Here is a 12,888-nt window from a genome sequence, read left to right as displayed (position 1 = left end):
CCCTCGCGTGGGTTCAGACAGCCGACGGCTCGACGGCAATTGCAATTTTTCCTTGAAGGCCATTGTTAGGGCTCTCCAGGTGGGCATGGGCGGCGCCAATGTCGGCCAGTGAATAAACCGCACCCACATGCGGCCGCAACTGACCACGCTCTACCAGGGCACTCAACTCATCGAGCTTGCCGCGGTTTTGCCGGGTGAATACGAAGTGATAACTGGCGTTCTTGCCCCAGGCGTTGATCACGTTTTGCGGCTGGGCAATGTCAACAATCGACACCACGCGGCCCAGTTGTGCGAGCACGTCGGGGCTACGCGACAGTGTGTTGCCGCCGATAGTGTCGAACACCACATCGACGCCGTGGCCATCGGTTTCACGCAGGATAACGTCGACGTAATCTTCCTTTTCGTAGTCGATCATCACATCGGCACCCAGGCCTTTCACGAAGTCGAAGTTCGCTTCGCGCACGGTCGTGAACACCTTGGCGCCCATGGCTTTGGCCACCTGGATCGCGACATGCCCGACGCCACCTGCGCCACCGTGCACCAGAATGCTTTCGCCCACCCTGAGCACGGCTCTCACGGTCAGGGCCTCCCACACGGTTCCGCCCACCAGTGTCAGGCTTGCCGCCTCAAGATGGCTCAGGGAAGCAGGTTTTTTTGCAACGATGTTTTCGGCCGCAACGTGATATTCGGCGTAGCTGCCGGAACCTTCGAATATCTGCGGGGTGTACCAGACTTCGTCTCCTGCAGCGAAGGCGGTCACACCGGGGCCCACCGCCTCGACGACGCCGGATATGTCGTGTCCGGTGATCGCTGGCAAGGGGACCAGGTCAGCGTAGTCACCGCGTCGCACTTGATAGTCCAACGGGTTGATCGAGGTGGCGTGCACTCGCACCAGCACCTGTCCCGCGTGTGGCACGGGCTTGGGAACTTCGCGCAGTTCGAACGACTCGGGGCCGCCAAATGAGTTAAGGATCATTGCTTTCATGGGGAATTCTCGCTTCGGCAAAAAGGAATATCGGGAAAACTCGATGTATAAACTGAAAATTTTTACGACGTTTAGGCTAGGTCTTGATGGTCATGGCGGATCCTTGTTTCTGGAAAAAGGGATATCGGGAATAATCGATATGATGTGGTAAAAAAGTTACAGCTCTTTACCGATAATATCGGCCAGGGCGCTGATGGTTGCTTCATTGCGTTTGTAGTATGTCCATTGGCCAATGCGCCTGACTTCGACCAGGCCCGCGCGTTGCAGGGTGGCCAGGTAATCAGACACCGTCGACTGAGACAGTCCGACGCCTTCTTGAATGCTGCTGACGCAGACACCCACGGTATGCACGTCCCCTTCGTCCTGCGCCGGGAAGCTGTTCACGGGGTCTTTCAGGCCTTTGAGGATGTCAAGGCGAGTCCGGTTCGAAAGGGCTTTGAAGATGTCGAGTAATTCCATGGAGGTGAAGATATCGGAATTTACCGATATGTCAATCCGTCAATGCATGAATGACCGACCAACGGTCAATCAGGGACTGTGAACTTGATCTCCTTCTGCCGAGGCCGACCGGTGGTGCCAATGGGCGAACGACCCGACCGAGTGCGCCCATCGCGAGCAGGCTCGCGCCTACAGGAGAATATTCGGATTCGCTGTATGACGTATTTAAGTGACGTCTGTGTCTATCGGCAGGAATATCACGACGTTAGCGTGTGGGCACCATCGATTGAATGAGGCCGCCATGGAGCTGACAGCTATCCCGTTTGGCACGACCGACTGGTCGAGCATTGAAGTCACCGCGCACCCGGGAGAGACCGGCACGGCCTACTGGCGCACATGCCAGTTCGGGACGATTCGTGTTCGGCAGGTGGAATACAGCCCCGGCTACCTTGCCGATCATTGGTGCCACAAGGGGCATATCCTGCTTTGCCTGGAAGGCCGGCTGGAGACCGAACTGGAAGATGGGCGGGTGTTCACGCTGACCGCAGGCATGAGTTATCAGGTCGGCGACAACGCCGAAGCGCACCGCTCATCCACGCTCGTCGGTGCCAAACTGTTCATTGTGGATTGACCGGCCTGCTCAGTTCCCACCTATCCCGAGTGGCTGTTCTCGAGATAACAGCCAGTCGCCCAGCCATACCAAAGCATAAAAAGACAGCGTTGAAGTATGAGTGTCGGCCACTTGTTGAAGATTTAGAGTTTGCGGACAACAGTCCCCCAACTTGAGGTTGTCATGAACATCAAACAGATCTTGTGCGTGCTTTCCCTTGGAGTCTCCTTCATCGCCCAGGCGCAGTCGTTTTCCCTGACCAGCGACGACATCGCTCAAGGTAAATCGCTGACCCAGCGTGAGGTATTCAATGGCTTTGGCTGCGACGGCGCTAACCTCTCGCCGCAGCTTTCCTGGCGCAACCCGCCCGCAGGCACGAAAAGCTACGCCATCACTGTTTTCGATCCTGACGCACCCACCGGCAGTGGTTGGTGGCATTGGACCGTGGCCAATTTGCCGGTGACGGTCACCAGCCTGCCGCGGGGCGCGGGTTCAAACCTGCCTGTCGGAGCGGTCCAGGGGCGCACCGATTATGGCCAGGCTGGATTCGGCGGTGTTTGCCCGCCTGCGGGTGACCCACCTCATCATTACCAATTCACTGTCTGGGCATTGAAGGTCGATTCCTTGCCGGTGGATGCGCAGGCGAGCGGGGCGCTGGTGGGCTATTTACTCAATGCCAACGTCCTGGCCAAAGCGACGATTACCTCAACGTATCAGCGCTGACCTTGAGTGACGCACGACGAACCACTTCGTGCGATGCCGCCTGTCTCATGATGCACTGCGCGCTTGGCCGGGCAGGGAGAAACACATGTTCGTCCCGTGCCCCGGCGCGCTTTCAGTCCAGATGCGCCCTCCATGGGCTTCGATGATCGACCGACATATCGACAGGCCCATTCCCATCCCTTCCGGCTTGGTGGTGAAAAAAGGACTGAACAGTTTGGGCAGATTCTGCGCAGGGATGCCTGGACCATTGTCCTGAATGCGCAACAGCACGTCATTACCCGATGCCGTCTCCAGCAGGATGGAAATCCGTCGTCCTTTAGGTGGCATGCACGACAATGCCTGTAACGCATTCAACAGCAGATTGATGATGACCTGCTGCAACTGAATGCGATCACCCTGGACCCATAAACCGTCGTACCGTGGCTGAAACTCGATGTTGACCTTGTGCCGCCTTGTCTCCCTGCGTGTGAGCAGCAACGCCTCTTGCAGCACTTCCTGCAGGTTGATCGACAAGTACTGCGGTTCGGATTTTCGTGACAGTGCTCGAATGCCGCGAATGACTTCACTCGCGCGATGGGCTTCGCTCATGATGCGCTGGATGGCGCCGCAGGCTTCGGCAAAATTGGGGTCTTCGCGATTGAGCCAGCGCAAGCCTGCTTCTGCGTTGGTCGTCACCGCGGCGAGTGGCTGATTGACTTCGTGGGCAATGGACGCCGTCATTTCACCCAGGATCGTGATGCGGGTCACGTGGGCCAACTGTGACTGAGACTGATGAAGCGCCTCTTCGGCACATTTTGCAGCGGTGACATCCATCAAGGCGCAGAGGTACTCGCAGCATCCGAACGAGTCGGCCCTGCGCTGAGCGAGCATGCGAACATGTTTGCAACGGCCATCGGGCATCAGCAACCTGAACTCCGCTTCCGGACATTCGTGCTGGGCATAGGCCCCCTCAATCAGTTTTTTCAGGTCGCCCGTATCCTCGGGATGAGTGCGAGAGATCATCTGTTGCAGGGTGGGCTGCTCAGGCCCCTCGAACTCGAATATCCGCCGCGCCTCTTCAGACCAGCTCAGTTGCCCATCCGGCATTTTCAAGCCAACGCTGCCGGTGCGGCTCAGCCGCTGCGCCCCGGCCAGGCACGCTTCGCTGCGGTGCAAGAGCTGCACTTGTCGCTGCAAAGCTCCCCTGGCTGCTTTGTTCTTCAGTGCAAGGATTGCGCTGATGGTGATGGCAGCAAGGCTCACCAGGCAACGTTCGAAGGGCGGTACCTGCCATGTGTCGGCGTGAGAGACGTGGGAAAGCAGATACGCCGCCAGCGTCAGCAAGCAGCAAAGCAATGAGACCGTGCGCATGCCCCGGTAAGAGAACAGATCACTGGAGATCAGGATCACCGCAACGTAGAGCACCGCGATGGCCACATCCAGCGAGGTCAACCAGTCGACCAGGAAAATCACCAGCGTCAGCGCGACCGCTCCAAGCCTGAGCATCCATACATGGGGTGTATTGATCAATGCACGGTACTTGGACATGACTGAAGGGACCCTTTTCATTCCGACGGATTTTTCTTGTGTGGGCACATTGGAATGTCAGTGAAAGCCTGCCGTTGCCAGGTCGCCATCCGCGAAGCATCCGTCAGCGGTCAGTGCTTTGTCAGGTGGATTCGCGGGACCGAGCTTGACTGACCACAGGCCACTGCAAGCGGTTTCACCTACGCGTAGCGTTTTGCACAGGCCTCGGAATTTAACAGCGAGCCTACGGCGTACGATACTCATACCTTCGGTTAGTCAAGGTGTGTGCCGCCATGGCGCGCCTTGGAAGGGCGCTGTAGCATCAGCGCAGAATGGTTATGGAGCTGCCCATGAATCTCACGACCCTGGCGATATTCCTGCCTGCATGCTTCGCGCTGAACATGGCGCCGGGGCCTAATAATCTGCTGTCGATCAGCAACGCCACACGCTATGGATTGCGCACGGCTTGTGTGGCTGGAATGGGGCGCCTGCTGGCCTTTGCGATCATGATCGCGCTGGCGTCGGCAGGCCTTGCGGTGGTACTGCAAACCTCGGAGCTGGTGTTTTACGGGATCAAAATCATCGGTGCGGTCTACCTGTTCTACCTGGCGTATCAGCTATGGAGGGCCGACCCGCAGGCCGAGGTCGAATCACCGGAGGAGAGGGCCGGCCTGTGGCAGCTTGCGCGGCAGGAGTTCTTCGTTGCCGCCGGTAACCCCAAGGCCATCCTGATTTTTACCGCGTTCCTTCCGCAGTTTGTCGACCCTGCTGCGCAAATCAGCGCCCAGTTCGCCGTGCTCGGCTTGCTGTTTCTGGTACTGGAATGGATCGCCATCGGCATCTACGCCTACATCGGCCTGCACATGCGCCGCTGGTTCGCGCAGCCTCGGGGCAAGAGAATCTTCAATCGCTGCTGCGCCGGCCTGTTGTCTGCGGCGGCTTCGATGCTGTTGATGGCGCGGCGGGCCTGATCGAGGGAGGTCGCGCCACCCACCACTTCCTGCAAGCGAGTGGCCGAAGAGGAGGGGGCGAGGATTTTAACCGGGGTTCTGTGAAGGTCCATGTCAACGGTCTGGGAGGCGTTCAAAGTGACTGGGACACTACTGCCACTCTCAAACTACATCGACGCCTGCCCAAAGACTTCGTACAACCCGGTGAACGCTTGGGCAACACCAAAGGTAGCGATTGCGGCCGCGGAAATCGACGAGATGACCCGCATGAATGAAACGGGCATTTTTTTGCGCAGCGCCGCCGTTAGCCCGCTCAGGCACAGCCACCACGCAGCGGACCCCACAAATACCCCGGTGAGCATGGAGCAGGTGGCGAACCACATGGCGCCATCGCCCTGCTGTTGCTCGCCGGACAGTGGGTCAAGTGCTGCAAAGATCGCGATGAAAGCCAATATTGTCATTGGGTTGGAGAGGGTTAAGCCGAACGCTGTCAGAAAATCACGAGTGACCGCCACCGAGGCTTCCACCTGCGCGGCCTGCTTGGGCTTCAGCGCGTCACGGGCAATGCTCCACGCCAGCCATACCAGAAAGGCACCGCCCAACACTTTAAGCAAGACCGCGAGCGAAGGTGCAGACAAGGCGATCCCGGTAAAACCAATCGCCCCGAGGAACCCATAGACCGTATCAGCGCTTGCCGCCCCTAGCCCCGTTGCGAGCCCCGAACGGAAACCTCGCTTCAGACTTCGCTGCACGCAGAGCAGTCCAATCGGGCCCACGGGTGCGGCGATTGAAAAACCAATAACCAGTGATTTAACGAACAGCATGTTCCTCTCCCGGCAATACCCATTGATCACGGGGGAAATGGTAGGCGGCCCTTCAACTGTGCAGAATGGGTTTTCCAAGGAAAATTCACCTTCTACCTAAGGAATTAAGCCATATGGATGATATTGACTGGAAAATCGTTGAGCGGCTCCAGGCCAATGGCCGTATGACCTATACAGAGCTTGCCCGGCATGTGCACCTCTCCGTTCCGGCCGTCACCGAGCGCGTCAAGCGACTGGAGGAAGGGGGAGTCATCGAGGGATATGCGGCTCGGGTCAACCCGATAGCGGCGGGTTACCTGGTTGGCGCCATGTTGGCGATGACGGTGCCCCAAACGGCCAAGGCCAAATTTCTCAAGCTGCTGGAGACGATTCCGGAAGTTCTGGAGTGTCATCACATTACAGGAGCAGATTCCTACATCTTCCGAGTAGTCGCCGCCAGCATGAGCGATCTGGAGCGGCTGATCGAAAAGATCAACATCTACGGAGAGACGCGAACGTCGATCGTGACGTCTACTCCGATTCCTGCACGGGCGATTGAACGGCCTGCTCGATGATTATCCAAGTTGGGGCAGGGTAGGCCGCGTTTTGCCGATTTCTGCCGTTTGTGACGGGCAGAAATCGGCCAATAGTGGTCAGTCAGAAGTCGTGCTAATGCAGTTCAAAATCTGAAGACTCAGCTCGATAATAATTGTGCGTCAGGTCACTCCCTAAAACAGTGCATGCATTGACGCGCACGCCAAGTCCTTAGCTGCCCGTCGCAGAATGAACAGCGGGCAATTTTTTGCTTGCACAGAGGCTTCATCCGGTGGCGGAAATATTCCCAGACAACATTCGGATCGATATTTTCTCGGCGGGCAATCTCTTCTACTACTGCCTGATCACCACTTTTCGTGGAAACCCCCGATGATCGCTAGCGTTTCAATTGATGGGCAATAAACAGTAATTGATTCGCCGCATCGATTACAAACACGTTGACCATGGTCAGTAGACATAAATTCGTTTCAGTGCCTGGAACAGGAGATGACCTTTTTACTAGACGCTGGGTGCAGTGACAACGTCCGTTTCGGGTCGGTTGCTGCCCTTCAGACGTGACAACTACGGCACTCCGTAGCAAGTAAGCGTCAACGTGATCGTTCCCTCGCCTGGGAACGATCAGCCACTACCACTTACTCAATCGGGTCCAACTGATCCAACGCTCGATTAACCGCCAACTCCGCCAGCATGAGGACCTGAGTAATACCCAGCAGGGTGTTACGGTTGGTTCCTTCCGTATGATCCGCCACATCCATGGTCATGACGCTGGCGGATGCCAGGGATTCGCATGCGCTGCCGAGCAAGGTCTGTATGTCGACGTCGGGGTTGACGAAAAACATCGAGCATATTTTGCGGGGGGTGGCTTTGACGTCGGCGAAGAACCCGGGTTCGTAGTAGTCGGTGTCGGGTTGTTGTGAGTAGGACTTTTCGTTGGTGGATGCAGGATCGGCATCCGGTGCATCGGATTTTGACTTGGACATGAATGAAGCTCCTTACTTACAAAAAAAGAGAGCCATCACACTCGCTACCAAACAAGGGTGGCGGCCATGCACAGGTTGGTAGACCGGACGTAAGGAAACCGGCGTGCCCGTAGACACCCTGTGCATGGTCACCATGAGGCAGGGTCGAATGAACACTGCGAATCATGCCGCTATGCACCTTACGAGAAGCCGGGCTACCAAACCCCATCACTGTTTTTTCAGCGACAGGAAAACGATAAAACCCGCACCCAAGGTGCACAAGCCGGCGGATTCTGGCGTGGTGGTAGGCATCGGCGCAAGGTTGTGTAGCTTTCAGGAAGTAAATTGGCAGGCGATTAAACAAGCGGCCAGCGTCGAAAGCCAGGAGACGGACAAACGAGCCACGATAGGCGTCGTGACCACCCAATAAACTGCTCGGCAAGGGTTCCGGGGCATTTTGGGCTGAGCATGCTCGCGATGGTGGCCCAGGCACCGCGGGGCATCAGGCACCCCGCGTCATCGTTGACGACCATCGCGAGTAAACTCGCTCCTACAGGTCCGGTGTGAACCGCATGATTTGGGCGTGCCACGACCTCTGTAGGAGCGAGCTTGCTCGCAATGGTGGCCCAGGCACCGCGGGATATCAGATGCCCCGCGTCATCGTTAACGACCATCGCGAGTAAACTCGCTCCTACAGGTCCGGTGTGAACCGCATGATTTGGGCATGCCACGCCCCCTGTAGGAGCGAGCATGCTCGCGATGGTGCCCCAGGCACCGCGGGGCATCAGGCGCCCCGCGTCATCGTTAACGACCATCGCGAGCAAACCGCATGATTTGGGCATGCCACGGTCCCTGTAGGAGCGAGCATGCTCGCGATGGTGTCCCAGGCACCGCGGGGCATCAGGCGCCCCGCGTCATCGTTAACGACCATCGCGAGCAAACTCGCAAAATTCGGCCACGCCACGTCCCCTGTAGGAGCGAGCATGCTCGCGATGGTGGCCCAGGCACCGCGGGGCATCAGATGCCCCGCGTCATCGTTAACAACCATCGCGAGTAAACTCGCAAAATTCGGCCACGCCACGACCCCTGTAGGAGCGAGCTTGCTCGCGATGGTAGCGCAGACACCGCAGGGCATCAGATGCCCCGCGTCATCGTTAACGACCATCGCGAGTAAACTCGCTCCTACAGGGTGGATTGACACGAAAAACACCGCGAGGCATCAGGTCTACCTAATGCGATGACACATAAACCGAACCCGACGCCGGCGCCGGCAGCGCGTAGGTCGCTTTCATCCATTCAATCTCCGCCTGCGGCGTACGGCCAAAGAACCGTTTGAACTCGCGGCTGAATTGCGAGGCGCTTTCATAGCCGACATTGAACGCCGCCGCCGAGGCGGTCATGGCCTGGCGCAGCATCAGCAGGCGCGCTTGGTGCAAGCGCGTTGATTTCAAATATTGCATGGGCGAGGAGTCCGTCACGCTGCGAAAATGCAGGTGGAAATTGGGCACGCTCATGCTCGCTTCCTGGGCCAGTTGCTCGACATCAAGGCGTTCCTGGTAGCTGCTGTGGATCTTGCGAATGGCGCGGCTGACCTTTCCGAAATGGCCTTGGCGATTGAGCGCGGCCCGCATTGAGCCACCTTGCTCGCCGATGAGAATGCGGTAGTAGATCTCGCGTACCAGCAACGGCCCCAGGATGGCCGCCTCGCCCGACACGCTCATGGCTTCGAGAAACCGCAGCGTCGAGCGGCGCAGGGAGTCGTCCATCGGCGAGGCGTACATGCCTTTGGGTGGGGCGTCGCTGGGACCGTGTATTTCATCGACTTGCAGCATCAGCTCGCTGGCCATCTGCAAATCCAGGCGCATGTAGATTGCCAGCATCGGCTCGGCCGCGCTGGCATCGGTCTCCATGGTGAAGGGCAGGGGCACGGACACCACCAGGTAGTGCTGGGCGTCGTAGACGTAGACCTCGTCGCCCAGATAGCCGCGCTTGCGTCCCTGGCAGAGGATGACGATACCCGGGTCATAGAGCACCGGCGTACGGCTCAGCGGCTGGTTCGTGCGCAGGAAGCGTACATCGTCCAGCGCGCTGAGGTTGTAACCTTCTACCGGCGCGAGTTGGGTGAGCAACTGCACCATGCGTGCGGTGTTCGGGTCGGCCCCTTTCATCCACTCATCCTTTGCCGGGTGCTTGATAGTCGGTAGAGCGGGTCAGCGCTTCCCATTGTTCAATCTCGGCGAGCGCGCCTTGCAGTTTGTCACGAACCAGGCTCAGTGCGTCACTGCCCAGTAACAGGTGCCTGGGCGGGTTAGGACTGTCGATGATCTGCAGTATCGCCTGCGCAGCTTTGTGCGGGTCGCCCAATTGCTTGCCGCTTTTCTCTTCACGCCCCCTGCGCACCGGATCGAAACTGGCGTCGTAGTCGGCAATGCTGCGAGGCGTGCGCTGCATCGAGCGACCAGCCCAATCGGTGCGGAACGAGCCCGGAGCGACGGCGGTGACGAAGATGTTGAAGGGTTGCAGCTCTTTGCTCAGCGTATCGGAGATGCCTTCCAGGGCAAACTTGCTAGCGCAGTAATAGGCGATCCCCGGCATGGTGATGGTGCCGCCCATGGAGGTGATATTGAGGATATGTCCCGCCCGGCGCTGGCGGAAGTAGGGGAGCAACGCCTTGGTCACCGCCACCGGGCCGAACACGTTGACGTCGAACTGGTGGCGCATGTCTCCCAGTGGTGACTCTTCGAAGATGCCTTCGTGGCCGTAGCCAGCATTGTTGATCAGCACATCAATCGGGCCGTGCGTCGATTCGATCTCGGCGACCACTCGGTCGATGCGCTCGAAGTCGGTGACATCCAACATCACACCGTGTGCGTTTTGCGGGGAAAGTGCTTGAAAGGCCAGCAGGTCGGATTCGCGGCGGACAGTGCCGATGACGCGGTGACCGCGCGCAAGCGCCTCTTGTGCCAACGCGTTGCCGAACCCGCTGCTCACACCAGTAACGAATAGGGTTTTGGTGCTGATCATGGCGTACTCCCATCAATAGGTGAGGTGCCATGGTAGCCATCGCCCGATCACTGACCTATGCCGGTTTGTCTTCGAGCATTGCCTATTTCTATCAACACTTGGAATCAGGACACGAGCGGTGGGTGATCGAGTCATCAAGGTCTCGCCAGGGCGTGCTGGCGATCCAGGACTGTGTGCAGGAAGGTGCGTGAGGAAAACTTAATGCGCCCTCGCTTTCGGCTTGTGTCACTTCGCAAAACCGGCACACCACCACACCGCCTTTGAGCTGCCAATGTGCGTTCCAGGAAACGAGTTTTTCAGTCGGAGTCATGAGAAAACGGTTCGATTAACTGTACATTGAGATTGAAATTGTACAACTATTTTGAGGCCGCATCATTTAGTTCGACCGAGCGGCAATCCGTTTGAATTTTCAAAGACTTGAAGCATCACTTGCTTATGAGCAAAAGGAGACCCTCATGAGTCAAGTTGATCTTTTCGTTATTGAGTACAAGCTTCATGGGGAGCAAAAAAAGTTTGTCATTCGTACCGCCGAAATGAACAACGCGCATGCGTGGCAGTGGGCCAGTTGTGATGCTGGCGTTGCCCCCATTCCCAAGCCTGGCCGCAAGCCGCTGAAACCTATGACCAAACCGATGGCAGAGCGCTACGGCATTACCGATGTCCGGTGGCGCGCTACGCACTCGCTTGCATGGGATGAGGAGCATCAACATGGATAATCCGCAGCCGTCGTTGCATTGCGAGGATAGTTGGGAAGAAGCGCTGGCGAGTAATCGCCGGCTTTTTCGTGAGGCGGACAGATTGGAAGATGATGCCTATCGCATCATCGAGTCAGGGATGAATGACCCGGGGGGGCTGGCGCGTTTTTCCGAGGCAAAGGCATTGGCAGATGCGCAGCGAAGAGCTGCGTTTCTGGATTGGCTGCGGATCAAGCGCGAGAGGGCCGCTTCAAAGCAAGACGGCAATTAAGTCGCCCACCATCATCGCGGCACCTGACACAAATATCAGGGTCCCCAGCAGGGGCAGCGGATGAGTCACCAGATTCGTAAACGTTGTCATGAAGTCTGCCTCGTAAAAAGCCCTTGAATGGTCGACGCGGATTATCCGCGCCTTGCGTAGTGCTCGTCTGACAAGGGCAACGCATTGGGGAGAAGCGTGCCAACACCGAATACATTGACGGCCATACACACCTTGAGCGCTCTGCATGCCTGCTGACAGTCGAACTCAAAGCCTGCATGTGCTTTTTCCATTTTTTGAGCGAAGTAAGTCCTGACATTCAATTTTCGCGTGGGTTTATTCACGGCTGTAGCTCCGAAATAACAGCGACCCCGTAAAGGGGTCGCTTCAGGTTGATCAAGCATTCTTGCCTTGCACGAAACCAGAGCCCAGATCGGCTCCCGTGACAGGTTCGCTGGTGGGGTCGGAAGCAGTTCGAAGTTTCATCGCTTCAAGTACGGCTTCATCCGCTTCAGGGAGATCGACTGCTGCCAGGCCGTCGCCACCGTCGACTGCCGGTTCAGGATTTTCGACATATTCCCACTCGACACCTTCGTTCCATGGACCGCGAACATTGGGTTCGCCCGACATGTTGAAGTATGTGTTGGCGAACTCCGGCATCCCCGGGAGTTTGCCTTGCGGGAAGTTAGGCTGAATCGCATGAAGCGCTTTTTCGAACGATTTCTGGTGGGCAATTTCGCGGGTCATCAGGAACCCCAGCGCGTCCTTGATGCCTGGGTCATCGGTGACATTCATCAATCGCTCGTACACGATTTTTGCCCGTGCTTCCGCTGCGATGTTGGAGCGGAAGTCAGCAGTGGGCTCGGTGATGGAGTCCACGTAAGCGGCGGTCCAGGGGACGCCAGCGGAGTTCACCAAGGGCGCACCTGCTCCATAAAGCAGGCTGGTAATGTGGGAGTCATTACCGGCACCATTCATCGCGCGGTAAAGTTCTCCCTCTTCCTGCACGGCTTCGGCCAGTTGTCCCTTCGCACCCCGGTTGAGCATGACAATGATCGAGCCGACGATTTCGAGGTGACTCAGTTCCTCGGTCGCAATATCCATTAATAGATCCTTGCGGCCTGGATCTTCCTCGGCCAGTGCCTGGGTGAAATAGCGCGCTGCTGCTGCCAACTCGCCATTTGCGCCACCGAACTGTTCAAGTAGCAGGTTAGCCAAACCGGGGTTCGGTTCTGCTACGCGAACGGTGTATTGAAGTCGCTTGTTATGTAAAAACATTTTGATTTCCTCAGACCAGGTTTTATTCGCGTTCACCACTGTGGGTGTTGGCGTATGCCCTATTAGTGAGAGGAGGGAGGGGTCGAAATTTCCTTTTATTCGT

15 protein-coding genes are annotated in these 12,888 nt (G+C 57.5%); 7 read left to right on the top strand and 8 right to left on the bottom strand.

What is annotated here, in order from left to right:
* Positions 1–13: 13 nt before the first annotated feature.
* Both AB4O36_RS13395 and AB4O36_RS13390 read right to left on the bottom strand, forming a co-directional pair.
* Positions 14–985 (bottom strand): zinc-dependent alcohol dehydrogenase family protein, encoded by a 972-nt coding sequence (locus tag AB4O36_RS13395; RefSeq protein WP_460125914.1) that lies wholly within the window; start codon positions 983–985, stop codon positions 14–16.
* 156 nt (positions 986–1,141) lie between these two features.
* Positions 1,142–1,444, bottom strand: a complete 303-nt coding sequence (locus AB4O36_RS13390) for an ArsR/SmtB family transcription factor (RefSeq protein WP_460125912.1) — start codon at positions 1,442–1,444, stop codon at positions 1,142–1,144.
* 280 nt (positions 1,445–1,724) lie between these two features.
* Between AB4O36_RS13390 and AB4O36_RS13385 the strand changes: the two genes are divergently transcribed.
* Together AB4O36_RS13385 and AB4O36_RS13380 are read left to right on the top strand one after the other, a co-directional pair.
* A complete protein-coding gene (locus AB4O36_RS13385; protein ID WP_460125910.1) occupies positions 1,725–2,054 on the top strand; it encodes a DHCW motif cupin fold protein in 330 nt (109 codons plus the stop codon).
* Positions 2,055–2,216: 162 nt separating this feature from the next.
* Positions 2,217–2,756 (top strand): YbhB/YbcL family Raf kinase inhibitor-like protein, encoded by a 540-nt coding sequence (locus AB4O36_RS13380; protein ID WP_460125908.1) that lies wholly within the window; start codon positions 2,217–2,219, stop codon positions 2,754–2,756.
* 45 nt (positions 2,757–2,801) lie between these two features.
* On the opposite strand, the gene AB4O36_RS13375 is transcribed toward AB4O36_RS13380, so the two are convergent.
* The gene (locus AB4O36_RS13375; protein ID WP_460125906.1) at positions 2,802–4,283 is read right to left on the bottom strand and encodes a sensor histidine kinase; all 1,482 of its coding nucleotides are present in this window, start codon (positions 4,281–4,283) and stop codon (positions 2,802–2,804) included.
* 329 nt (positions 4,284–4,612) lie between these two features.
* Between AB4O36_RS13375 and AB4O36_RS13370 the strand changes: the two genes are divergently transcribed.
* On the top strand, positions 4,613–5,233 hold the full coding sequence (locus AB4O36_RS13370) for a LysE family translocator (protein ID WP_460141979.1): 621 nt from the start codon (positions 4,613–4,615) through the stop codon (positions 5,231–5,233).
* 146 nt (positions 5,234–5,379) lie between these two features.
* Here AB4O36_RS13370 and AB4O36_RS13365 read toward each other — a convergent pair whose 3' ends face one another.
* On the bottom strand, positions 5,380–6,036 hold the full coding sequence (locus AB4O36_RS13365) for a LysE/ArgO family amino acid transporter (protein WP_460141978.1): 657 nt from the start codon (positions 6,034–6,036) through the stop codon (positions 5,380–5,382).
* 113 nt (positions 6,037–6,149) lie between these two features.
* On the opposite strand from AB4O36_RS13365, the gene AB4O36_RS13360 reads away from it, so the two are divergent.
* Positions 6,150–6,590 (top strand): Lrp/AsnC family transcriptional regulator, encoded by a 441-nt coding sequence (locus tag AB4O36_RS13360; RefSeq protein ID WP_460141977.1) that lies wholly within the window; start codon positions 6,150–6,152, stop codon positions 6,588–6,590.
* Between the two features lie 612 nt (positions 6,591–7,202).
* On the opposite strand, the gene AB4O36_RS13355 is transcribed toward AB4O36_RS13360, so the two are convergent.
* The 3 genes from AB4O36_RS13355 to AB4O36_RS13345 all read right to left on the bottom strand — a co-directional run bounded on the left by AB4O36_RS13355 (position 7,203) and on the right by AB4O36_RS13345 (position 10,553).
* Entirely contained in the window at positions 7,203–7,550 is a 348-nt protein-coding gene (locus AB4O36_RS13355; protein WP_460125894.1) for a DUF6124 family protein, read from the bottom strand.
* 1,208 nt (positions 7,551–8,758) lie between these two features.
* Positions 8,759–9,697, bottom strand: a complete 939-nt coding sequence (locus AB4O36_RS13350; protein WP_460141976.1) for an AraC family transcriptional regulator — start codon at positions 9,695–9,697, stop codon at positions 8,759–8,761.
* 4 nt (positions 9,698–9,701) lie between these two features.
* Entirely contained in the window at positions 9,702–10,553 is an 852-nt protein-coding gene (locus AB4O36_RS13345; protein ID WP_460141975.1) for an oxidoreductase, read from the bottom strand.
* A 29-nt stretch (positions 10,554–10,582) separates the two neighbouring features.
* Between AB4O36_RS13345 and AB4O36_RS13340 the strand changes: the two genes are divergently transcribed.
* The 3 genes from AB4O36_RS13340 to AB4O36_RS13330 all read left to right on the top strand — a co-directional run bounded on the left by AB4O36_RS13340 (position 10,583) and on the right by AB4O36_RS13330 (position 11,519).
* The gene (locus AB4O36_RS13340) at positions 10,583–10,744 is read left to right on the top strand and encodes a hypothetical protein (protein WP_460141974.1); all 162 of its coding nucleotides are present in this window, start codon (positions 10,583–10,585) and stop codon (positions 10,742–10,744) included.
* 264 nt (positions 10,745–11,008) lie between these two features.
* Positions 11,009–11,269 carry a DUF6555 family protein gene (locus tag AB4O36_RS13335; protein ID WP_460125886.1) on the top strand — a complete coding sequence of 87 codons (261 nt, stop codon included), beginning with the start codon at positions 11,009–11,011 and terminating at the stop codon, positions 11,267–11,269.
* Positions 11,262–11,519: a hypothetical protein gene (locus AB4O36_RS13330; protein ID WP_460141973.1), complete on the top strand. Its 258-nt coding sequence runs from the start codon at positions 11,262–11,264 to the stop codon at positions 11,517–11,519. Before AB4O36_RS13335 ends, AB4O36_RS13330 begins: the two co-directional genes overlap by 8 nt.
* Before the next feature lie 384 nt (positions 11,520–11,903).
* On the opposite strand, the gene AB4O36_RS13325 is transcribed toward AB4O36_RS13330, so the two are convergent.
* Positions 11,904–12,785: a manganese catalase family protein gene (locus tag AB4O36_RS13325; RefSeq protein WP_460125880.1), complete on the bottom strand. Its 882-nt coding sequence runs from the start codon at positions 12,783–12,785 to the stop codon at positions 11,904–11,906.
* Positions 12,786–12,888 lie beyond the last annotated feature (103 nt).

This window comes from Pseudomonas sp. S2_E01 (assembly GCF_054668365.1).
The sequence above is the reverse complement of the archived record's forward strand: the minus strand, read 5'-3'. Positions and strand labels throughout refer to the sequence as shown.